Origin of the sequence: Actimicrobium sp. CCI2.3 (assembly GCF_035019065.1) — a bacterium.
GTDB lineage: Bacteria > Pseudomonadota > Gammaproteobacteria > Burkholderiales > Burkholderiaceae_D > Actimicrobium.
In genome coordinates this window covers 52,811-72,974 of record NZ_JASJWR010000014.1, presented here as the reverse complement: position 1 = coordinate 72,974, position 20,164 = coordinate 52,811, and the positions used below count along the sequence as shown (strand labels likewise).

Below are 20,164 nucleotides of genomic sequence, written 5' to 3'. Positions count from 1 at the left end.
GTCAATTTTTCGCTATCGGTGAATACAGAGGCAAACGCAACTGGAATTCGGCGCCTCCTTCGGACAAGTTATGCGCCGACAATTGTCCGCGCATCGCCTGCACGATCGACGATGAAATCGCCAGCCCGAGTCCGAGTCCCTTGCCGCTGGGTTTGGTCGTGAAAAAAGGCGCAAACAGTTGTGCCGCGACCTCGTCGGGAATGCCCGGACCGGAATCGCGCACACGGATCAGCGCGTGGTCGCCGTCACGCATCACGCTCAGCGCTACCCGACGCTGCTGTGCTGCTTCCTCGGCCTCCTCGACCGCATCGAGCGCATTACGCAACAAGTTGATCAGCACTTGCTCGGTACGTACTGCGTCACCGGTAATCTGCAGTGACTCGGCAATATCGATTTGCAGCACCACGCCGAGCCGGTCATATTCGGCTTGCAGCAGCAATGCCGAGGCATGCACCGACGGCGTCAGTTCGACTACCGCGACGCTCCCGTGACTCTTGCGAGCAAAGGCCTTGAGCTGGCCGATGATGATGCCCATGCGCGCGCTGGCCGCGCTGATGTGCGACAGGTTGGCACTGGCCTGAACCGGCTGGCCACGCTCCAGAAAGGTCACCGCATTGTCGGCAAAGGCACGGATCGCCGCCAGCGGCTGGTTCAGTTCATGGGTGACACCGGCGGCCATCTGGCCCAGCATCGCCAGTTTGCCGGCTTGCACCAGTTCGTCCTGGGTCGTGCGTAACAGGCGTTCGGCATGTTCGAGGCGGGCGTACTTGTCACCGAGGTCGCGGTTTGCTTGCGTTAGCTCGCCGGTGCGCACGGCGATTTGCCGGTCGAGTTCTTTGGCAGCCTGCTGCAGCGCGTGCCGCGACGCCTGTCGTTCTTCCATTCTGCGACGACGCTGATGACGCGCCCATAACGACAGCATCACGCTCAACAACACCAGCGTCATCGCGCCGGACCACAACAGCGCCGCCCGCGTAATGCGTGATTGCGCCGGAAACAGGCGCAGTTGCCAGCCCAGCCGACCGACCGGACGCTTCACCGAGGCGTCGTAACCGTTGCGACTGGAGGCCGGCAAGCTGGCGATCGGCGTGATGGTTTTGCCGACATACTGCAGCGTCGCGTTGATTTTTTCGCGTGCCGTCGCATCGATCGGAGCCAGACTGCGATATTTCCAGGCGGGCCGGTTGCCGAGGAAGACCACGCCATCCTTGTCGGCCAGCACGATCGGTTCTTCACTGGTTTGCCAGGTGCGCTCGACTTCATCGAGACTGATCTTGACGGCCAGCACACCCAGCGGTGCGCCCTCCGACACACCCTGCCCGCTTGCATGGACCGGCTGGGCAATGAAATATCCCGGCTCGCTGGTCGTGCTGCCGATCCCGTAAAAGCGCCCGGCATGGCCATTGATCGCATCACGAAAATACGGCCGGAAAGCGAAGTTGCGGCCAATGTAATTTTGGGAGTCGTTCCAGTTGCTTGCCGCGATAGTCAATCCTTGCGGATCCATCAGGTAGATGGCAGCAACACGAGCCTGGCGCTGGACGGTTTGCAGAGTCTGATTGGCATGTGCGACGGCTGCTGCGTTGGCGGGCTGCTGCAATGCCGTTGCCATGTCCGGATGGACCGACAGCGAAAAAGGCAGCGTCTCGAATTTTTCGAGCATCGATTGCAAGTCCAGCCCGATGACCTGCAACTGCCGTTCGCTCTGCTGGTCCATCTCGCTGCGCACCATCCGCGCAGCGAGCCAATAGGTCAGGCCGACCAGCACCAGCGCACCGGCGACAGCCAGCAGCAACCGGTGCCGGGTTGACAGCGCACGCATTAATCGACCGCAGCCATCCTGATTTCATCATGCTGATGGCGTTGCTGCTCTTCCATCACCAGCTGGCCAAGTTCACGCTTGAGGGCATTGAATTCGGCGGACGACGGATCGCGCAGGCGCGGCAAGTCGACCAGGATGTCGCGCTTGACCGTACCCGGCCGGTACGTCATCACGACGATGCGATCGGCCAGATAGATGGCTTCCTCGATGCTGTGGGTGACGAACAGGATGGTTTTTTTCAGCTCGGCCCAGATGCGCAGCAACTCATCTTGCAATGTGCGCCGGGTCAGGGAATCGAGCGCACCAAACGGCTCGTCCATCAGCATGATGGGCGAATCCAGCGCCAGCACACGGGCGATGGCCACGCGCTGGCGCATGCCGCCGGACAGGTCTTTCGGGAAGCGGCTACCAAAATCCTTCAGGCCCAGCGTCTCCAGCAGGGCCCGCACGCGCACGTCGATGTCGGCTTTGCCCATGCCCTTGATTTCAAGACCGAAGGCGACATTTTCTGCGACCGTCATCCACGGGAATAGCGCGTACTCCTGAAACACCATGCCGCGATCCGGACCCGGCCCGGTCACGGCGGTGTCGCCGGTGACGATGCTGCCCGAAGTCGGCAGCGCAAAGCCGGCGACCGCGTTGAGCAAGGTCGACTTGCCGCAACCGGATGGCCCCAGCAGGCAGACGAACTGACCGCTCGGAATCTCGAGGTTGATGTTTTGCAGCGCGATGACGTCGTGATCGACGGTTGTAAAGATCTTGTTGACGCCGGTAATGCTGATAGGGGATGCACTCATTTCAATTCTCCAGACCACGATGCCAGCGCAGCAAATGATTGTTCAGGCGTGTTACGGCCAGATCGATGACCAGACCCAGCATGCCAATACTGATCATGCCGGCAATGATCTTGTCGGACCAGAAGTACTCGCGCGCTTCGAGGATGCGGAAACCCAGACCGTTATTGACGGCGATCATTTCTGCCACGATGACGACGATGAAGGCCGTACCAATGCCGATCCGCACGCCCGACAGGATGTACGGCACGGATGCCGGCAACATCACGCGCAGGAACAGCGTGCTCTGACTGGCACCCAGATTGCGCGCAGCACGCAGATAAATGCTGTCGACATTGCGCACGCCGGCAATCGTGTTGATGAGCACCGGGAAGAACGCGCCGATGGCGATCAGAAACACCGCCGGCGGATTGCCCAGACCGAACCACAAGATCGACAGCGGGATATACGCGATCGGTGGAATCGGCCGCAGCACCTGCATCAGCGGATTGAGCCAGGCGTAGACCCGCTTGCTCGCACCCATCGACAAGCCCAGCGGCAAGGCCAGACCGGCACCCACCAGAAAGCCGACCACAACCCGGTACATGCTGTTGAACGTGTCGATGAGGAGCTCACCGGAGAACGCCCATTTGAGCCAACTGCCGGAGTCCGCCGAGTACGGCGTCAGCGGCAGCAGATACTCGAACCACTTGTGCAGCACCGCATACGGCGACGGCAACACCAGCGCATTGACCCAGCCCATCGACGAAAAAGTTTGCCAGATGGCGATGGCAACAACGGGGACGATCACCCCGGTGCCGGCTTGACGCCAGTTGAAATTTGCCATGACGCGATCCTTACTTGACGTTCAGGGATTTTTTGGCCAGATCGAGCAAGTCGGTCTTGACAAAATCCTTGGCTACCGGCGGCTTGGACATGCGACCGACGCCGTACTTGAACATGATGTCGGTGGTGGTCTGGATATGCTCGGGCGTGATGTCGAACGAGTACGGCGAATTGCCGATCGCGTCATTGAAATCTTCCTTGCTGATCTGACCCTTGAAGATGGTTTCGGTCACATACTTTTCGGCCGCGCCCTTGGTGTCGATGAAGGTCTTGGTCGCCTGCACGAAACAGCGCATGAACTTCTCGGCGGCAGGGCGGTTTTCCTTGTAGAACTTCTCGGTCATGACCAGCGTGCGCACCGGCTCGCCGATGGGCGTGTCATACGGCTTCATCACGCCGACACCGAAACCCTTGTTGATCGCCTGTGACGACTGCGGTTCGGTCTGCATGATGGCGTCGAGGTTCTTGCCCAGCAGCGCCTGGTTCAGGTCGGGATAAGCCAGATAGATCAGCTGTACATCCTTGCCCGGTGAATCCGACGAAGTCAACCCATTCTGGCCCAGTTCGGCCGCCAGCAAGACTTCCTGGATACCGCCACGGGTGACGCCGACTTTCTTGCCCTTCAAGTCCTTGACCGACTTGATGCCGGCATCCGGACGGGCGACCAGCTGCGCACCGCCCTTGGCGAAACCGGCCACGATGTAGATCGGCGTGCCATTGGCGCGACCGGCGATAGCCGCTTCGGATGCGGTGGCACCGACATCGAGTTCACCGGCGATGATGGCCTGCATCACGTCGAGGCCTTTGGCGAAGGTGCGCTCTTCAATCTTGATGCCACACTGCGGCGCGATTTCCTTGATGTAGGACACGGCACCAAAATGCGCGAGTTTCAGATTGCCAAGACGGATCACTTCTTGCGCCTGAGCCGACATCGCCGTACCGGCAATGGCAACGGCAAAGCACAGTTGCGGGAATATTTTTTTGGACATGCTGGTCTCCTGTTGATTGAATTGTATTGTGCACAATGCAGACTTCGTGCCAGCGCGGTGATTCTCGGCGCAAGCGTTGTGTGACCGTCAGAAGAATACGGTAAGCCAGCGGGTTTGAGCGGGAATCCGCACACCTGCCGCCGCAGCAGTCCGGATTTTCGCGCAGCCAATGGCTATCGATGCGCCAGTCGCATCGGGTAAAATGCGGTCAACCCGCGCGACATGCCGCGCCCTTTCACCGCACTCTTTTTTCGATCGCCCTCCGATGCTAGACAATCTGACCCAACGCCTTGCCAAGGTCGTCAAGACCATGCGCGGCGAAGCCCGCCTGACGGAAACCAATACTGCCGAGATGCTGCGCGAAGTGCGCCTGGCGCTGCTCGAAGCCGACGTCGCCCTGCCGGCGGTGCGCGACTTCATTGCCAAGGTCAAGACCAAGGCGATGGGCGAGGAAGTCATCGGTTCGCTGTCACCAGGTCAGGCACTGGTGGGCGTGGTGCAGCGCGAACTGGCGGCAATGATGGGCGGCGACCTTGGTCCCGAAGCCTCACTGCTGAGTTTTGCGACGCAGCCACCGGCCGTGATCCTGATGGCCGGTCTGCAAGGTGCCGGCAAGACCACCACCGTCGGCAAGCTGGCCAAATTCCTCAAAGAAAAGCACAAGAAAAAAGTCCTGACCGTGTCGGCCGACGTCTATCGTCCGGCCGCAATCGGGCAGTTGCAGACGGTCACGGCGCAAGTCGGTGCCGACTTCTTTCCGTCACTGACCACTGACAAGCCGGTCGATATTGCGCTGGCAGCACTCGACTTTGCCAAGCGCCACTATCACGATGTGCTGATCATCGACACCGCCGGTCGGCTAGGTATTGATGCCGAGATGATGGCCGAGATCGCGGCGCTGCATGCCGCCGTCAAGCCGATCGAAACGCTGTTCGTGGTCGACGCGATGCTGGGCCAGGATGCGATCAATACCGCCAAGGCCTTCAACGACACGTTGCCGCTGACCGGCATCGTCCTGACCAAGCTTGATGGCGATGCTCGCGGCGGTGCGGCACTGTCGGTGCGCCACATCACTGGCAAGCCAATCAAGTTCGCCGGCACGGCCGAAAAACTCGACGGTCTCGAAGCCTTCGATCCGCAACGGATGGCCAACCGCATCCTCGGTATGGGCGACATCCTGGCGCTGGTCGAAGAAGCGCAAAAAGGCGTCGACATGGCGGCCGCGCAGGATATGGCACAGAAGATCAAATCGGGCGGACGCTTCGACCTGAACGACTTCAAGGCCCAACTCGGACAAATGAAAAAAATGGGCGGCATGGCCAGCATGATGGACAAGCTGCCGGCGCAATTCCAGCAAGCCGCTGCCGGTGCCAACATGGGCAATGCCGACAAGCAGGTACGTCGCATGGAAGGCATCATCAACTCGATGACCAAACAGGAACGCGCCAAGCCGGAAATCATCAAGGCGACCCGCAAGCGCCGTATCGCCAACGGCGCTGGCGTGCAGGTGCAGGAAGTCAATCGCATGCTGGCGCAATTCGACCAGATGCAGACCATGATGAAAAAGCTCAAAGGTGGCGGGATGATGAAAATGATGCGCAGCATGAAAGGCATGATGCCAGGCGGCGGAATGCGCTGAAGCCAGCAGGAAGTCAACTTGCGGTCACCCGACTTGCACCGGCAGGACAGCGGCAAGACCGCGGCAAAGGTACGATCGAATTGGCAGGGAAGTGGCGCTGGACAAGGATTTCCACTGTGAATACATGCAAACAAGTGCGCTACAAAGACTCAAAAAATGCTTGCGTGACCGGAAAATCCCCACCACTATAAGCGCTGCGTGAAACGGCGCATCGACCGAAAAATTCGTGAAGGAGCTTTGAAGATGGCAACAGCAAAAAAACCCGCAGCCGCTGAACCGGCGACAGCAATCAAGGCAGCGCCGGCCAAAGCCGCCGTAAAAAAAGCCGCAACCAAGGCCCCCGCCGCCGCCAAACCGGTTGTTGCGCGCAAACCGAATGCTGCTTTCATGAAGCCGATGACGCCGTCGGCAGTCCTGGCTGCCGTTGTCGGTGCCGATCCGCTACCACGGACCGAAGTGACCAAGAAAGTATGGGAATACATCAAGAAAAATGCCCTGCAGGATGACGCCAACAAACGCATGATCAATGGTGACGCCAAGCTGGTCGCTGTATTTGGTGGCAAAAAACAAGTCTCGATGTTTGAAATGACCAAACTGATCTCCGATCATCTGAAATAAATTGCCCGGTGTGCGTTGGCACCACGGATAGCGAAACGCCCGCAAGCAGCGGGCGTTTTCATTTCCGGACATCCGGCTGTCGCCGATCGGCTATTAGTCCATGAAGTCGTCGTACTCCATTTGGGCATAACTACCGAGCTGCTTCCACGGCAATGCCGCATCGGGAGTCGCCGGCCGCAGTGCGAGCACGGTCCTGCGCGTCGTGCTGCCATCGGTTTTGCCTGACTCCACGACCAGCGCAATCTTCTCCCGATTCGACCAGAGCACCCGGTTGTACCAGCCATTGCGCGACTCTTCCCGCCACTCGGTATCAACGACGGTCGTGACACGTTTTGACAGCGCCATGGCCTTGACGGTTTTTTCCGACACCATCGCCGCCGCGTTATCCCATGAACCATCAAAACCGCTGACGCTGTATTCGGTCGGCGGCACAAAGACGACACGGCGCTGACCGCGATCCACATACTCGGCGCGAATCGCACCTGTGGCGGTACGCGTGAGGTGCTGGGTCGATGTTTCAAAATCAAAGTGCTTGTGGCCGCCATGTTCCTCGGCGTGCTCCTGCGCTTGTGCCGGCAAGATGCGCTCCATCCAGACATGGCCGGGACGACGAATCAGGATATTGGTGAACTGACGTGTTTCGGTGACGCCGGCATGCGACACGAACTTGCTGTCGTAGGTCACGGTGGCATCGAGTGGTGGCAATTCTGTTGCCGGTGCTGCCGGTGCTGCATACACCGTCATCGTCGCAGTCAGCAGTAACAGTGTTACGGAAAAAATTTTCATTGGATTCCAAAATAGAAAAAAGTGGCAGCGCAGAGCGCTGCCACCATCGAACTGCGACCGCGATTACAGGCCGGCAGCGCTCTTGACCAGCGAAAATACCTTGGTGTTATCGATCGTTCCCTTGAATATCTTGGCTCCGGCACCGGCACCATACAACTGGACATCGCCACCGCCATGACTCTCGCCACCATTGGAGGTCCGGATGACCGATTCTTGCTGGTAATCGAGACCTTCGACGACGCTGGTGTCAACTGTCACGCGGGTATCCTTGCGATTGGGTCCATTGCCAAATACCAGCGTCGAGTACGGTACGCCATCGGCATCGAGACTCAGCTTGCCCGTCTGGTAGCTGATGTTGTTGCCGAGGATAGGCGTGCCACGTTTGCCATAGCCGTTAAAAGCCATCGTATGGTCGTGGTCGGCGGTGACAACAATGAGCGTGTTGGTCAGGTCGACCGTCGCCAGCGCAGCCTTGATCGCATCATCAAAGGCAATGGTGTCGACGAGCGCACGGCGGGCATTGGTAGCGTGGAGTGCGTGGTCAATACGACCGCCTTCGACCATCAGGAAATACCCCTTTGAATTCTTCGAAAGTAATTCGATGGCCTTGGTGGTCATCTGCGCCAGGCTCGGCTCCAGTGCCGGATTACGGTCCGCGTCGTACGACATATGACCTTGGACCAGCGCCTGGTCGAACAGCGCGATGAGCTTGCTGCCTGGCGTGGTCGGTGCCGCATTCATGCTGGCCAGATCACTGGCAAAGGTGTAGCCCTTGCCTTGCAACTCCGCCACCAGATCGCGACCATCTGGCCGTCCACGTGGCGTGGTGACTGCCACATACGGACGCCAGTAATAACTGATCCCGCCCATCATCACATCCAGACCTGCACCCAGCTTTGTATTGAAACCGCTACCGCCCGGTATTGCCTGACGGGCGATTTCATACTCGGCGTCGCGATGGCAAGAATGGGCGTAAGTCGCCGCCGGTGTGGCATGTGTCAACCGCGCCGTGGTGACGGTGCCGGTGGCCTTGCCCTGGGCAATCGCGTATTCGGTCAGCGTCATGACAGCCGTTCCGTTGCCGGTGGCCGCGCAATTGGTGACCGCATTCGAGACACCGGTAGCACTATCCTTGGAAGGTGCCACCGCAATCGTATCGCCACTCATCGAAATGACGTCGTTGCGTTCCTTGACACCGGTCATGTAAGCCGCCATCGACGGTGCACTGTCAGTCGTTTGCGCATCCAGCGAGTAGGTCTTGACGCGGGCGGTGTACGGCATCGTGTCCATGCCCAGCGAGCCTGCTTCGTTGTATTTGTAAATGCGTGCGGCGGTCTTGGTGACCGGACCCATGCCGTCACCGAGGAAAAAAATCACGTTCTTGGCTTCGCCAGCGGCCATGGCCGGGGCAGCAAAGACGACAGCCAAGCTTGCGGCGACACTTGCGGCAGTCGCGCTGAGTACCAGTTTCTTGATCATGTTGATGTTCTCCGTGATGTCGTGATCAAAGTCCGGCCGCTGATTTCATCAGCGTGAAGACCTGTGTGTTGTCGAGCGTGCCATGGAACGTGTCGGCACCGAGGCCCATCGCTCCAAGGAAGACATCGGCACCGCCATGCGTTTCGCTGCCGGCAGGCACGCGCACCGCTGCTTCCTGATGGTAGTTTTTGTCGTAGACCAGCGCGTCGGTCAGGTCCGCCATCGTGCTGCGATTGGCTTGCACGCGATTTTCGCCATTACCAAACACCAGCGTGGTGAAAGGCTTTCCGTCAATATCCTTGGCTGGCTTGCTCGGATCGGTGTAAGCGCGCATCAAACCGAGGATGCCGGGATTGGCATCGGTCGTTTTGCCGGTCAATGCTGCGTAGCCATTCATGACCATCGTGTGATCATGGTCGGCTGTGACGATGATCAGTGTGTTGGCCAGCGTCGGATCGGTCAGGCGTACCTTGGCGATGGTGGCGTTGATCGCGTCGTCGAAAGCCTTGGCATCCTGCAGCGCCTTGCGCGCCAGTGTCGGGTGCAGGGCCTGGTCGATCCGTCCGCCCTCGACCATCAGGAAATAACCCTTCTGGTTTTTCGAGACGATGTCGAGCGCCTTGCCAGCCATCTGGGCCAGACTAGGTTCTTTGGCCGGATCGCGATCGAGGTCGAAATTCATGTGGCTTGCCGTGAACAGTCCCAGCAATTTCGTGGTGGTGGTCGGCACGCCATCAAGGCCGGCCTTGTCGGTAATGTAGGTATATCCCTTGGCTGTCATTTCAGCAGTCAGGTCGCGCGTATCGCTACGTGCCGAACCGGTTGCCGCGCCTTTGGGCAGGAAATTTTGCCAGCCGCCGCCAAGAACCACATCCACGCCGTCAGCGCCGAGTGCGGCGTTGTAGCCGGCACCGCCTGGAACCAGTTGCGCGGCAATCGTGTTCTCCGCATCGCGGTGACAGACGTGCGCGTAAGTTGCTGCGGGGGTGGCATGCGTGACGCGGGTTGTAGTAACAACGGCAGTGCCACGACCGGCGGCTTTGGCCAGTTCGAGCAAGGTCGTCACGGACGACCCGTTGCCCGTAGTCGGGCAGGTACTGTCGGCACCGCTCAGGTAGGCTTTACCGTTGGCATCGGTCGGATGTGTATCGGCACTCGACGAAATCACTTCATTATTGGTTTTGACACCCGTCATGTAAGCCGCCATCGACGGTGCGCTGTCGGTAACTTGCGCATCATTCGAATAGGTTTTGACGAATGCGGTTTCCGGAAACTGGTCGATGGTCAGTTCGCCATCTTCGCCCACTGCATAAATGCGCGCGGCAGTCATTGGCACCATGCCATACCCGTCGCCAAGAAAAAGAATCACGTTTTTAGGGGGGGCGACAGTGGATGTTACCGACGTTCCGCAGGCGGCAAGCCCGCAAGCCGAGGAAATCAGCAAGCCAATCAAACGAATGCGCATGGTTCACTCCTGTTAAAAATCAGGAGTTTATGTAGCGCGCGTGACAGCTTGATGACGATCGGACAAGACCTGATTTTCGGTTAAATCAGGCGCTATTAAATTTCCATTTATGCCAGGCGGACAGCACGGCGTTCGGATATTCAGGCCGGCCACGACTGCCGTTGTAGCGTCCCAGAGCAAGGTACAAGTCGCCGCGTTCCATGTCGATATACATGCGCAAAATCGAACATCCGTAGCGCAGGTTGGCCTGCATGTTGAACAGTTTGCGGCGGTCACTATCGCCGATCACGCGCGACCAGAATGGCATGACTTGCATGTAGCCATGCGCGCCAACCGGTGACAGGGCGTATTTGCGAAAGGCTGATTCAACCTGAATCAGCCCCAGCACCATGGCAGGATCGAGACCTGCGCGGCGGGCTTCGTACCAGACCGTTTCAAGGAACTCCAGACGCACCTGCACATCGGGCAATTTCTTTTTCAGACGATCGGACATCTCGCCGAGCCAGGCCAGATAGCGGATACGCTCCTCGATATCGGTGATGCGCACTTTCATCGGCGCTGACCCGGTGATGGCGTGCGACAACGCAAGCCGGACCGAGTCGGCCATCGCCTCTTCTTTCTGGTTGCCTGCCCAAGTACTGCCGGTGTTCAGCAAGAGCATCACCACCGCCAGCTTCAGGATTACTTTCATCTTTTCTCCGGATTTCAATGTCCTCGAACTTGTTCTGCGCTGCCACATTCCAACGTTCCAATATTCCAACGTCGATAAGTGGCAGCAAGAGACAGAACGTTCCGTCAGCGAAGCACAATCCTATGCCAGCAAGCGCGCCCGGACAAAAGCCACGGCGTCGGCCAGGTCGACCGCTGTTGCGGCGGTTTCACGCCGACCCTGATATTCAAGCTTGCCGTCCTTGAGGCCACGGTCGCCGATGACCATCCGGTGTGGCACGCCGATCAGCTCCCAGTCCGCGAACATCGCACCCGGGCGTTCGCCACGGTCATCGAGAATGGCATCGATACCGGCGGCCAGCAAGTCGGCCAGCAAGGTATCTGCGGCAGCCTTGACAGCTTCATTGCGATCGTAGCCCATCGGACACAGCACGATTTCAAACGGGGCAATCGATACCGGCCAGATGATGCCCTTGTCATCGAAATTCTGTTCGATCGCCGCACCCAGGATGCGCGTGACACCGATGCCGTAACAACCCATCTGCAGCAACTGTGGCTTGCCGTTTTCATCGAGGAAAGTGGCTTTCATGTCTTCCGAGTAGCGCGTTCCGAGCTGGAAGACATGACCCACTTCGATGCCGCGCTGGATCGCCAGTACGCCCTTGCCGTCCGGCGAGGCGTCACCGGCAACCACATTGCGCAAGTCGAAGCTGACGGGTTCCGGCACATCGCGGCCCCAGTTGACGCCGGTGAAATGGAAGTCGACTGCATTCGCACCGCAGATGAAATCGCTCATGTGCGCGACGCTCAAATCGGCCACCACATGCACGGGCTTGACGGTATTGATCGGACCGAGATAACCCGGTGGCGTGCCAAAGTATTCGATGATTTCGGCCTCGGTCGAGAACCGGTAGCCAGCGAGTCCAGGCGCTTTGCTGGCCTTGATTTCGTTGAGGTCATGGTCGCCGCGCAGCAACAACAGCCAGACTTGCTTGTCGACGATGACCCCGTCGGTTTCGGTATCGACCGTCAGCACCAGCGATTTCACGGTTTGCTGCAGTGGCACGCCCAGCAGCGCGGCGACGTCTTCGCACTTGGCTTTGCCAGGGGTCGCGGTCTTGACCAGATCCTGTGCAGGAGCCGCGCGCGGCGTGGCGATGGGTGCGGCTTCGGCGGCTTCCATGTTGGCGGCGTAATCGGAGGTCGGGCAATAGACGATGGCATCTTCACCTGTATCGGCGATGACATGGAATTCGTGCGACCCGGAACCTCCGATGGCGCCGTTGTCGGCCGCGACCGGGCGAAAGCCAAGGCCAAAGCGCGTGAAGATCCGTACATAGGCATCGAACATGATCTGGTATGACTGCTTCATGCCGGCTGGATCACGATCAAACGAATACGCATCCTTCATCGTGAATTCGCGTCCGCGCATCAAGCCAAAACGTGGCCGGCGCTCGTCGCGGAACTTGGTCTGGACATGATAAAAATTGACTGGCAACTGCCGATACGACTTGATCTCGGTACGGGCGATGTCGGTGATGACTTCTTCGGAGGTCGGCTGGATGATGAAATCGCGGCCATGGCGGTCTTTGACGCGCATCAGTTCGGGACCGTATTCCTGCCAGCGGCCGGTCTCCTGCCACAGTTCGGCCGGTTGCACGACCGGCATCAGCAGCTCGACCGCACCGGCACGGTTCATTTCTTCGCGCACGATTGCTTCGACTTTGCGGATCACACGCAACCCCATCGGCATGTAGGTATAGATCCCGGAACCGAGACGCTTGATCATGCCGGCCCGCATCATCAATTGATGACTGACGATTTCTGCGTCGGCAGGGGCTTCTTTAAGGGTGGAAATAAAAAATCGGGAGGCGCGCATGACGATGAATTCTTTTTAAAAAGAGAGGGTTATAATCGGTTCCAATTTTAAAGGATTAGTTGGCCTATGCGCCCACTCTTCGCACATTAGGCAGCATTTGAGTTGATCGACTGCCGCAGCAACGCCGTGGCAGACAATTTTTCTTGAGCGCAGATGAGGCGAATCAGAGATCGGCGCACCGGGCCGCAGAAAGTTTCGAGGTGCACTAATGCTTGATCGTGAAGGCTTTCGCCCGAACGTCGGCATCATTCTGCTCAACACCCACAATGAGGTGTGGTGGGGAAAACGGGTTCGAGAGCACTCGTGGCAGTTCCCCCAGGGCGGAATCAAATACGGCGAAACACCAGAGCAGGCGATGTTCCGCGAACTCGAAGAAGAGGTCGGGCTTCGTGCCGAGCACGTCAAGATAGTCGGTCGCACGCGCGACTGGCTACGCTATGAGGTGCCCGACCGCTTTATCAAGCGCGACATTCGCGGCCACTATCGCGGCCAGAAGCAGATCTGGTTCCTGCTGCGGATGGTGGGTCGCGACTGCGATGTTAACTTGCGCCTGACCAGCCATCCGGAATTCGATGCGTGGCGATGGCATGATTACTGGGTGCCGCTCGATGTCGTCATCGAATTCAAGCGGGATGTGTATCAGCGTGCGCTGCAGGAACTATCGCGCTATCTGTTACGTCCGTTGATCGACGTGCAGGCACGGCCACCACACCGTCACCAGCGCATGGATGAGGTCGACGACAATGCGTTGCCGTCGCTACCCAGCCTGCCCGAACCTCCCGACCATGAATGAAGCCGACATGAACACGACCCCTCTCCGGCATCAGAGTGCGACCATCGCTACGGCGATCGTGCTGCTGCTGGCCCAAGCAGGTGCCCACGCGCAAGCCAGTTTCGATGAGGAATTTGACGATACCGGCAAGACGTGGCAAGAAATTGCCGTCCATCTTCCGTCAATGCCGGACATGGCGAAGCTGATTCCGTTCGATGTCAGTGCAACGGCGACCCAGACCTTCTCGGTCGCCCCCGAGACACTGACCGTCGGTGCCGATGGGGTGATCCGTTATGTCATGGTGGCGCGCAGCAGCAGCGATGCGCTCAACATCAGCTACCAGGGACTGCGTTGCGCATCGCTGGAAAAAAAGCTCTACGCCTTCGGTCGGCCTGATGGCACTTGGTCACGCTCGCGCAATGATGCGTGGGAACCAATCGGCGGCAACCTGGCCAACCGGCGGCATGCCGCGCTGGCACAGGATTATTTTTGTGACGGCAGCACGGTTGCCGGCAAAGCCAGCGACATCGTCCGGCGCATGAAGTCCGGCCAATCGATCATCAAGCATTTCTCGCAATAGCCGGGACGCCAGACCTTATAGCAGCACCATGTTATCGCGGTGAATCAGCTCGGGCTGCTCGACAAATCCGAGAATGGACAGGATCTCCGACGAGGGCCGCCGCATGATGCGGCGCGCTTCTGCACTGGTGTAATTGGCCAGGCCGCGCGCGACAGGTTTGCCGGCCTGATCGACGCAAGTGATCACTTCACCGCGACCAAACTCGCCGCTGACCGCCACCACACCAATCGATAACAACGACTTGCCTTCACCAGTCAATTTCTGGACCGCGCCGTCATCGAGCACTACCTTGCCGGCAGTTTGCAAATGATCTGCCATCCACTGTTTGCGTGCGGTCAGTTGGGCCGTTTGTGCGTGCAACTGGGTGCCGATCGACTCGCCGGCAGCCAATCGCACCAGCACGTTGTCCTCGCGTCCGGACGCAATGACGGTATGTGCTCCCGAGGTCGCTGCACGTCGTGCCGCCAATATCTTGGTCAGCATGCCGCCGCTGCCGATATTACTGCCGGCCCCACCGGCCATCGCTTCGAGCGCGCTATCACCCGCCTTGCCGTATTCGACGAAACTGGCCAGCGGGTCCTTGCGCGGATCGGCCGTGTACAGGCCGCGCTGGTCGGTCAGAATAATCAGGACATCGCCTTCGATCAGATTCGCCACCAGCGCACCGAGTGTGTCGTTGTCGCCGACCTTGATCTCATCGGTGACCACGGTATCGTTTTCGTTGATGACCGGGACCACACCGAAACGCAATAACGTAAACAGCGTCGACCGGGCATTGAGGTAGCGCTCACGATCGGCCAGGTCGGCATGCGTGAGCAGAACTTGTGCCGTACCGAGGCCATGTGCGCGAAAACTGGTTTCATAGACTTGCGCGAGACCCATCTGACCGACAGCCGCACAGGCTTGCAATTCATGAATACCGGTTGGTCGCTTGTCGAAATGCAAGCGCTGCATGCCCTCGGCAATGGCACCAGAACTCACCAGCACCACTTCCTTGCCAAGCGCACGCAATTGCGCAATTTGTGCTGCCCAATTCGCGATGGCAGCATGATCGAGGCCCTTGCCATCGTTGGTTACCAGCGACGACCCGACCTTGATAATCAGCCGTTTGGCTTGACGGACCAGCGATTGCGGTTGTGTTGTTGCTGTCATCGGTCATCGCTCAAAAAATCACCTGCGAGTTGCTTGCTGCAGCAGGCGTAAAAAAAGCGCGAGAACAACTCGCGCCGGGGAGAGTCCTGAAACTCAGTCCATGACCTTGAAGCGTGGATCATCCGGGTCGATCGAAACGATCTGCCGTGCCTCTTCGGACATCTGGGTTTCTTCAGCGCGATATTCGAGTGCGCGCTGTTCAGCCAGGTAATTGTAGATCGCAATGACCAGTTCCGGACAACCATCGTGGTTCAATGCCGAAATTTCGAAGGTCGGACCCTTCCAGCCAAAGCGCTTGACGAAGTCCTTGACGCGCTTCTTGCGCTCGTCTTCCGGCACGACATCGAGCTTGTTCAACACCAGCCAGCGTGGCTTGTCGAACAGGGATTCGTCGTACTTCTGGAGTTCCTTGACGATCGCCTTGGCTTCCTTGACCGGATCAACCGAGTCAAATGGTGCCAGGTCGACGATGTGCAGCAGCACGCGCGTGCGCTGCAAATGACGCAGAAACTGAATGCCCAGACCGGCACCTTCTGCCGCACCTTCGATCAGACCCGGAATGTCGGCAATCACGAAACTCTTTTCGTGGCTGACGCGCACCACGCCGAGATTCGGATGCAGTGTCGTGAACGGGTAGTCAGCAATTTTCGGACGGGCGTTCGATACCGCCGAGATGAATGTCGACTTGCCGGCGTTCGGCATGCCGAGCAGGCCCACATCAGCCAGCACTTTCAGTTCGAGCCGCAGTTCGCGTCGCTCGCCTTCCTTGCCATCGCCCTTTTGACGTGGCGCACGGTTGGTCGATGTCTTGAAATGGATGTTGCCCCAGCCGCCTTCGCCGCCTTTGGCAAGCATGGCTTGCTGGCCGTGCTCGGTCATGTCGGCGATGACTTCGCCATTAACATGATCGATGATCAGGGTACCAACAGGCATGCGCAGGAAAATATCATCCGCGCCCTTGCCGTAACAATCCGCACCGCGGCCATTTTCGCCGTTGCGCGCCTTGTGCATTTTGGAAAACCGGTAGTCGACCAGCGTATTGATGTTGCGATCCGCGACAGCCCATATGGTGCCGCCCTTGCCGCCGTCACCACCGTCTGGGCCGCCAAACGGCCTGAACTTTTCCCGACAAAAGGAGGCGACGCCGTTGCCGCCGTCACCAGCAATGACTTCGATTTTTGCTTCGTCGATAAACTTCATGATGTCCCGCCATAAACTAAAAAGGCTCTACCGCTGGCAGAGCCTCTTGATTGAAGGCTTGCGCCTTGCTTGATGCTGGATGCTGCTGCTTGAAAATTAAGCAGGAACGACAGTTACGAACTGACGCTGGGTAGCACCCTTGACCACAAATTGAACTTTGCCTGGTATCAGTGCGAACAAGGTGTGATCCTTGCCCATACCAACGTTCTCACCAGGATGGGTCTTGGTACCACGCTGGCGAATGATGATGCCGCCTGCATTGATAGCCTGGCCGCCGTAAACCTTGACGCCTAAGCGCTTTGATTCCGAATCACGACCATTGCGCGTAGTGCCGCCGCCTTTTTTATGTGCCATTTCAAACTCCTTGGATTCTGGTTATCTGATCAACGTGGCTGAATCAGCCGTTGATCGAGACGATTTGCAACTCGGTATAGTTCTGACGATGGCCTTGGTGCTTCTGGTAATGCTTACGACGGCGCATCTTGAAAATCTTTACCTTGTCGTGTCGACCGTGCGACAAAACCGTCACCAGGACCGTAGCACCTTCAACCAAGGGCGCACCAAATTTAATGGTTTCGCCAGAGCCCACTGCGAGCACTTGATCAATGGTGATTTCGGAACCTATGTCTGCCGGTATCTGTTCTACTTTAAATTTTTCACCAGCGACAACTTTGTATTGCTTGCCACCGGTTTTTATGACCGCGTACATATGAAACCTCATCAATTATTAAGGGACTTTTTCTCGTTGAACTCGCTGCACGAAACGCAAAATGCTACACGCGGATTCGGGAAAACCGCAAATCATACATGATGTTTCCGACCGGGTCAAAATTTGATCAGGAATGCTTTGCGCCGACACTCCTGCCGCCAGCACTGTGCCAATCCCATGTCATCGTATAATCGCTGCAATTTCCGATACTTATCAGGCCTAACTTGTTCGCTGCTCAAGCTTCCGCAACACGTCCTCACGCCACGCAAGCCATTGCCAGCGATATGGACGCCGTCAATCTGGTCATTCGCCGACAACTGCACTCCGAGGTCGCGCTGGTCAACCAGATAGCAGAATACATCATCAGCGCCGGCGGAAAACGCATTCGGCCCGCCCTGGTATTGATGATGGCACGCGCCTTTGGCTATCAAGGCACCAGCCACCATGATCTTGCGGCAGTCGTCGAATTCATCCATACCGCGACCTTGTTGCACGACGACGTGGTCGATGAATCGTCATTGCGACGCGGGCGTCAGACCGCCAATGCCCTGTTCGGCAATGCCGCATCAGTGCTGGTCGGCGACTTCGTTTATTCACGAGCTTTCCAGATGATGGTCTCCGTCGACGACATGCGGGTCATGCGCATCCTGTCGGACGCCACCAATGTAATCGCCGAAGGCGAGGTACTGCAACTGCTGAACATGCATGACCCCGACGTCACCGAAGCGCGCTATCTGCAAGTGATCCGGTCGAAGACAGCCAAACTGTTCGAAGCCGCCGCCCAGCTGGGCGCACTCATTGCCGGTGCGTCGGAACAGGATGTGGAAGCAGCCGCTGAGTACGGGCGGTCGCTCGGCACCGCGTTCCAGCTCATCGACGACGTGCTCGACTATTCCGGCAACGCCGCTGATATTGGCAAGAATGTCGGCGATGACCTGCGCGAGGGCAAGCCGACACTGCCACTGATTCATCTGATGCACAACGGCAGTACCGAAGAGCGCGCGCTGGTCCGGAGCTGCATCGAACAAGGCGACGAACAGCATTTTGACGTCATCCTGGCGGCGATCAGCAGTTCAGGTGCACTCGACTACACGCGCAACGAAGCCGAAAAAGCAGCCGCCCGCGCCAGCGAGTCGATTGCCGGATTACCTGATAGCCAGTACAAAACTTCGCTGCTAGACTTGTGCACGTTCGCCGTCGACCGCAATCATTGATCCAAGTCAGTTCCAAGCGCACGCAGTGCTCTACCTTACTGGCCATGACCTGGTGATGCGTACCAACATCACTGCGGCCATGTTCTTCATGCTGTTCATTTCTTTGCGATGACTCTTTGGATACCGTTCCATTCTGGGCGCTACTACTAACGCTCGTCTGCCTGATCATACTGTCTGCTTTTTTTGCAATGGCCGAAACAGCGCTGATGTCGGCCAATCGTCATCGCCTGCGTCATCTGGCCAAGCGCGGCAGCCATGCGGCCATGACGACGCTGTGGCTGCTTGATCGCACCGATCAGGTTCTGTCACTGGTGCTGATCGCCAATACGCTGATCAATGCGCTGGCAACCGCGCTAGTCACCACCATCGCCATTGCCACTTTTGGCCACGAAGAAGCCGTCCTTGCCATCACCACCGGTGCGGTCGCCTTCCTGCTGATCGTGTTTGCGGAAATCGCCCCCAAGATCATTGGTGCCACCTTCCCGGAACGCATTGCGCTACCGGCAGCACTTGTACTCAAGCCACTGATGGCGGTCAGCAAGCCGGTGATCTGGTTCGTCAACCTGTTCGTCACGGCTCTGCTACGCGCGCTGCGCATCCGCAAGGAGACCAAGCGCGACCACAAACTGTCCCCGGAGGAGCTGCGCTCGATGGTGCTCGAAGGTGGTAATTTCATTCCAAAAAAACACCAGAGCATTCTGCTCAACCTGTTCGACCTCGAACATATGTCAGTCGAGGACGTGATGACACCGCGGGCCCAGATCGAGTCACTGAACCTGGCACAGAGCATCGACGAGATCAAGCGTCAACTCACGACCTGCTATCACAACAAACTGCCCGTCCACGACGGCGAGATCAACCGGATCATCGGCATCCTCCATGTACGCAAGGCCATTGGCTTGCTCAATGAAGACGAAGAACTGACCATCGATCATTTCCGCGCGCTGCTGACGCCACCGTACTTCATCCCGGAAGATACCGACGTGCTGATGCAACTGCAGTACTTTCAGGAGAACCATGAACGGCTTGCCATCATCGTCGACGAATACGGCGAAGTGCAGGGCCTGGTCACGCTGGAAGACATCATCGAAGAAATGATCGGTGAATTCACGACGTCAACGCCGGCAGCGGCACGCGCCGACAATGTCAGCTGGGACGAACACGGCACCTGTCTGCTCGAAGGATCCACTACGCTGCGCGACATTAACAAGCAGCTGGACTTGCGGTTCGCACTCGATGGTCCGAAAACAATCAACGGATTGCTGCTGGAGTACCTGCAGGATATTCCCGAGGCCAGCGTGTGCCTGAAACTCAATGACTGCGTGATCGAAATCGTCCAGGTGAAAAACCAGTCGATCAAGGTCGTCAAATTGCAGCGACCCGCAACAGCTTCCGGTAACCCGACCCGATTCGGATAATTTGTCGCGACACACCCACGACCAAAACTAGTCAACGCTGGCAATACCTTTACATTGAGAGTGCCTGTAGGCATCATCGAAGTTCAGTATCAGTAATACCAGTAGAACAGACACACCACACCGGATTCCGATCCAACATTGAATTGATAAATTT

At 58.0% G+C, this 20,164-nt stretch carries 19 protein-coding genes; 6 read left to right on the top strand and 13 right to left on the bottom strand.

Annotated elements, in window-relative coordinates; translation table 11 throughout:
- Position 1 precedes the first annotated feature (1 nt).
- The 4 genes from QN370_RS09905 to QN370_RS09890 are packed head-to-tail and all read right to left on the bottom strand — an operon-like array spanning position 2 to position 4,430.
- On the bottom strand, positions 2-1,822 hold the full coding sequence (locus QN370_RS09905) for a sensor histidine kinase (protein WP_322126305.1): 1,821 nt from the start codon (positions 1,820-1,822) through the stop codon (positions 2-4).
- Positions 1,822-2,619, bottom strand: coding sequence for an ABC transporter ATP-binding protein (locus QN370_RS09900; RefSeq protein WP_323581715.1), 798 nt, complete (start codon positions 2,617-2,619; stop codon positions 1,822-1,824). Before QN370_RS09900 ends, QN370_RS09905 begins: the two co-directional genes overlap by 1 nt.
- 1 nt (position 2,620) lies before the next feature.
- The gene (locus QN370_RS09895; RefSeq protein ID WP_322126304.1) at positions 2,621-3,442 is read right to left on the bottom strand and encodes an ABC transporter permease; all 822 of its coding nucleotides are present in this window, start codon (positions 3,440-3,442) and stop codon (positions 2,621-2,623) included.
- A 10-nt stretch (positions 3,443-3,452) separates the two neighbouring features.
- Positions 3,453-4,430 carry an ABC transporter substrate-binding protein gene (locus QN370_RS09890; RefSeq protein ID WP_322126303.1) on the bottom strand — a complete coding sequence of 326 codons (978 nt, stop codon included), beginning with the start codon at positions 4,428-4,430 and terminating at the stop codon, positions 3,453-3,455.
- Between the two features lie 265 nt (positions 4,431-4,695).
- Between QN370_RS09890 and ffh the strand changes: the two genes are divergently transcribed.
- Complete coding sequence (gene ffh, locus QN370_RS09885) at positions 4,696-6,069, top strand: signal recognition particle protein (protein ID WP_322126302.1); 1,374 nt, start codon at positions 4,696-4,698, stop codon at positions 6,067-6,069.
- A gap of 243 nt (positions 6,070-6,312) precedes the next feature.
- The gene (locus QN370_RS09880; protein ID WP_322126301.1) at positions 6,313-6,687 is read left to right on the top strand and encodes an SWIB/MDM2 domain-containing protein; all 375 of its coding nucleotides are present in this window, start codon (positions 6,313-6,315) and stop codon (positions 6,685-6,687) included.
- Positions 6,688-6,780: 93 nt separating this feature from the next.
- Here QN370_RS09880 and QN370_RS09875 read toward each other — a convergent pair whose 3' ends face one another.
- The 5 genes from QN370_RS09875 to QN370_RS09855 all read right to left on the bottom strand — a co-directional run bounded on the left by QN370_RS09875 (position 6,781) and on the right by QN370_RS09855 (position 12,965).
- A complete protein-coding gene (locus QN370_RS09875) occupies positions 6,781-7,473 on the bottom strand; it encodes a hypothetical protein (RefSeq protein WP_322126300.1) in 693 nt (230 codons plus the stop codon).
- 63 nt (positions 7,474-7,536) lie between these two features.
- Positions 7,537-8,958 carry an alkaline phosphatase gene (locus tag QN370_RS09870; RefSeq protein WP_322127199.1) on the bottom strand — a complete coding sequence of 474 codons (1,422 nt, stop codon included), beginning with the start codon at positions 8,956-8,958 and terminating at the stop codon, positions 7,537-7,539.
- 19 nt (positions 8,959-8,977) lie between these two features.
- Complete coding sequence (locus QN370_RS09865; RefSeq protein WP_322126299.1) at positions 8,978-10,417, bottom strand: alkaline phosphatase; 1,440 nt, start codon at positions 10,415-10,417, stop codon at positions 8,978-8,980.
- An 85-nt stretch (positions 10,418-10,502) separates the two neighbouring features.
- Positions 10,503-11,108 (bottom strand): lytic transglycosylase domain-containing protein, encoded by a 606-nt coding sequence (locus tag QN370_RS09860; RefSeq protein ID WP_322126298.1) that lies wholly within the window; start codon positions 11,106-11,108, stop codon positions 10,503-10,505.
- A gap of 120 nt (positions 11,109-11,228) precedes the next feature.
- A complete protein-coding gene (locus QN370_RS09855) occupies positions 11,229-12,965 on the bottom strand; it encodes a proline--tRNA ligase (RefSeq protein ID WP_322126297.1) in 1,737 nt (578 codons plus the stop codon).
- A 208-nt stretch (positions 12,966-13,173) separates the two neighbouring features.
- Here QN370_RS09855 and QN370_RS09850 point away from each other — a divergent pair, with 208 nt between their 5' ends.
- On the top strand, positions 13,174-13,758 hold the full coding sequence (locus QN370_RS09850) for an RNA pyrophosphohydrolase (RefSeq protein WP_322126296.1): 585 nt from the start codon (positions 13,174-13,176) through the stop codon (positions 13,756-13,758).
- Between the two features lie 7 nt (positions 13,759-13,765).
- Positions 13,766-14,317, top strand: a complete 552-nt coding sequence (locus tag QN370_RS09845) for a CNP1-like family protein (protein ID WP_322126295.1) — start codon at positions 13,766-13,768, stop codon at positions 14,315-14,317.
- 15 nt (positions 14,318-14,332) lie between these two features.
- Here the strand turns inward: QN370_RS09845 and proB are convergent, their stop codons facing one another.
- From proB to rplU, 4 genes are all read right to left on the bottom strand, one after another.
- On the bottom strand, positions 14,333-15,469 hold the full coding sequence (gene proB, locus QN370_RS09840; RefSeq protein ID WP_322126294.1) for a glutamate 5-kinase: 1,137 nt from the start codon (positions 15,467-15,469) through the stop codon (positions 14,333-14,335).
- Between the two features lie 93 nt (positions 15,470-15,562).
- A complete protein-coding gene (cgtA, locus tag QN370_RS09835; protein WP_322126293.1) occupies positions 15,563-16,669 on the bottom strand; it encodes an Obg family GTPase CgtA in 1,107 nt (368 codons plus the stop codon).
- 96 nt (positions 16,670-16,765) lie between these two features.
- Positions 16,766-17,023, bottom strand: coding sequence for a 50S ribosomal protein L27 (rpmA, locus tag QN370_RS09830; RefSeq protein WP_322126292.1), 258 nt, complete (start codon positions 17,021-17,023; stop codon positions 16,766-16,768).
- Positions 17,024-17,066: 43 nt separating this feature from the next.
- Positions 17,067-17,378 carry a 50S ribosomal protein L21 gene (rplU, locus tag QN370_RS09825; RefSeq protein WP_009665832.1) on the bottom strand — a complete coding sequence of 104 codons (312 nt, stop codon included), beginning with the start codon at positions 17,376-17,378 and terminating at the stop codon, positions 17,067-17,069.
- A 224-nt stretch (positions 17,379-17,602) separates the two neighbouring features.
- Between rplU and ispB the strand changes: the two genes are divergently transcribed.
- Together ispB and QN370_RS09815 are read left to right on the top strand one after the other, a co-directional pair.
- Complete coding sequence (ispB, locus tag QN370_RS09820; RefSeq protein WP_322126291.1) at positions 17,603-18,592, top strand: octaprenyl diphosphate synthase; 990 nt, start codon at positions 17,603-17,605, stop codon at positions 18,590-18,592.
- Between the two features lie 116 nt (positions 18,593-18,708).
- A complete protein-coding gene (locus tag QN370_RS09815) occupies positions 18,709-20,010 on the top strand; it encodes an HlyC/CorC family transporter (protein WP_322126290.1) in 1,302 nt (433 codons plus the stop codon).
- The last annotated feature ends 154 nt before the right edge of the window (positions 20,011-20,164 follow it).

What these genes read in the sequence shown, in the direction of transcription:
- QN370_RS09895 (WP_322126304.1), bottom strand. Translation starts at nt 3,442, where the DNA reads ATGGCAAATTTCAACTGGCGTCAAGCCGGCACCGGGGTGATCGTCCCC.
- QN370_RS09875 (WP_322126300.1), bottom strand. Translation starts at nt 7,473, where the DNA reads ATGAAAATTTTTTCCGTAACACTGTTACTGCTGACTGCGACGATGACG.
- rpmA (WP_322126292.1), bottom strand. Translation starts at nt 17,023, where the DNA reads ATGGCACATAAAAAAGGCGGCGGCACTACGCGCAATGGTCGTGATTCG.
- QN370_RS09900 (WP_323581715.1), bottom strand. Translation starts at nt 2,619, where the DNA reads ATGAGTGCATCCCCTATCAGCATTACCGGCGTCAACAAGATCTTTACA.
- QN370_RS09860 (WP_322126298.1), bottom strand. Translation starts at nt 11,108, where the DNA reads ATGAAAGTAATCCTGAAGCTGGCGGTGGTGATGCTCTTGCTGAACACC.
- rplU (WP_009665832.1), bottom strand. Translation starts at nt 17,378, where the DNA reads ATGTACGCGGTCATAAAAACCGGTGGCAAGCAATACAAAGTTGTCGCT.
- QN370_RS09880 (WP_322126301.1), top strand. Translation starts at nt 6,313, where the DNA reads ATGGCAACAGCAAAAAAACCCGCAGCCGCTGAACCGGCGACAGCAATC.
- QN370_RS09850 (WP_322126296.1), top strand. Translation starts at nt 13,174, where the DNA reads ATGCTTGATCGTGAAGGCTTTCGCCCGAACGTCGGCATCATTCTGCTC.
- QN370_RS09905 (WP_322126305.1), bottom strand. Translation starts at nt 1,822, where the DNA reads ATGCGTGCGCTGTCAACCCGGCACCGGTTGCTGCTGGCTGTCGCCGGT.
- QN370_RS09865 (WP_322126299.1), bottom strand. Translation starts at nt 10,417, where the DNA reads ATGCGCATTCGTTTGATTGGCTTGCTGATTTCCTCGGCTTGCGGGCTT.
- proB (WP_322126294.1), bottom strand. Translation starts at nt 15,469, where the DNA reads ATGACAGCAACAACACAACCGCAATCGCTGGTCCGTCAAGCCAAACGG.
- QN370_RS09890 (WP_322126303.1), bottom strand. Translation starts at nt 4,430, where the DNA reads ATGTCCAAAAAAATATTCCCGCAACTGTGCTTTGCCGTTGCCATTGCC.
- QN370_RS09855 (WP_322126297.1), bottom strand. Translation starts at nt 12,965, where the DNA reads ATGCGCGCCTCCCGATTTTTTATTTCCACCCTTAAAGAAGCCCCTGCC.
- ffh (WP_322126302.1), top strand. Translation starts at nt 4,696, where the DNA reads ATGCTAGACAATCTGACCCAACGCCTTGCCAAGGTCGTCAAGACCATG.
- QN370_RS09845 (WP_322126295.1), top strand. Translation starts at nt 13,766, where the DNA reads ATGAACACGACCCCTCTCCGGCATCAGAGTGCGACCATCGCTACGGCG.
- cgtA (WP_322126293.1), bottom strand. Translation starts at nt 16,669, where the DNA reads ATGAAGTTTATCGACGAAGCAAAAATCGAAGTCATTGCTGGTGACGGC.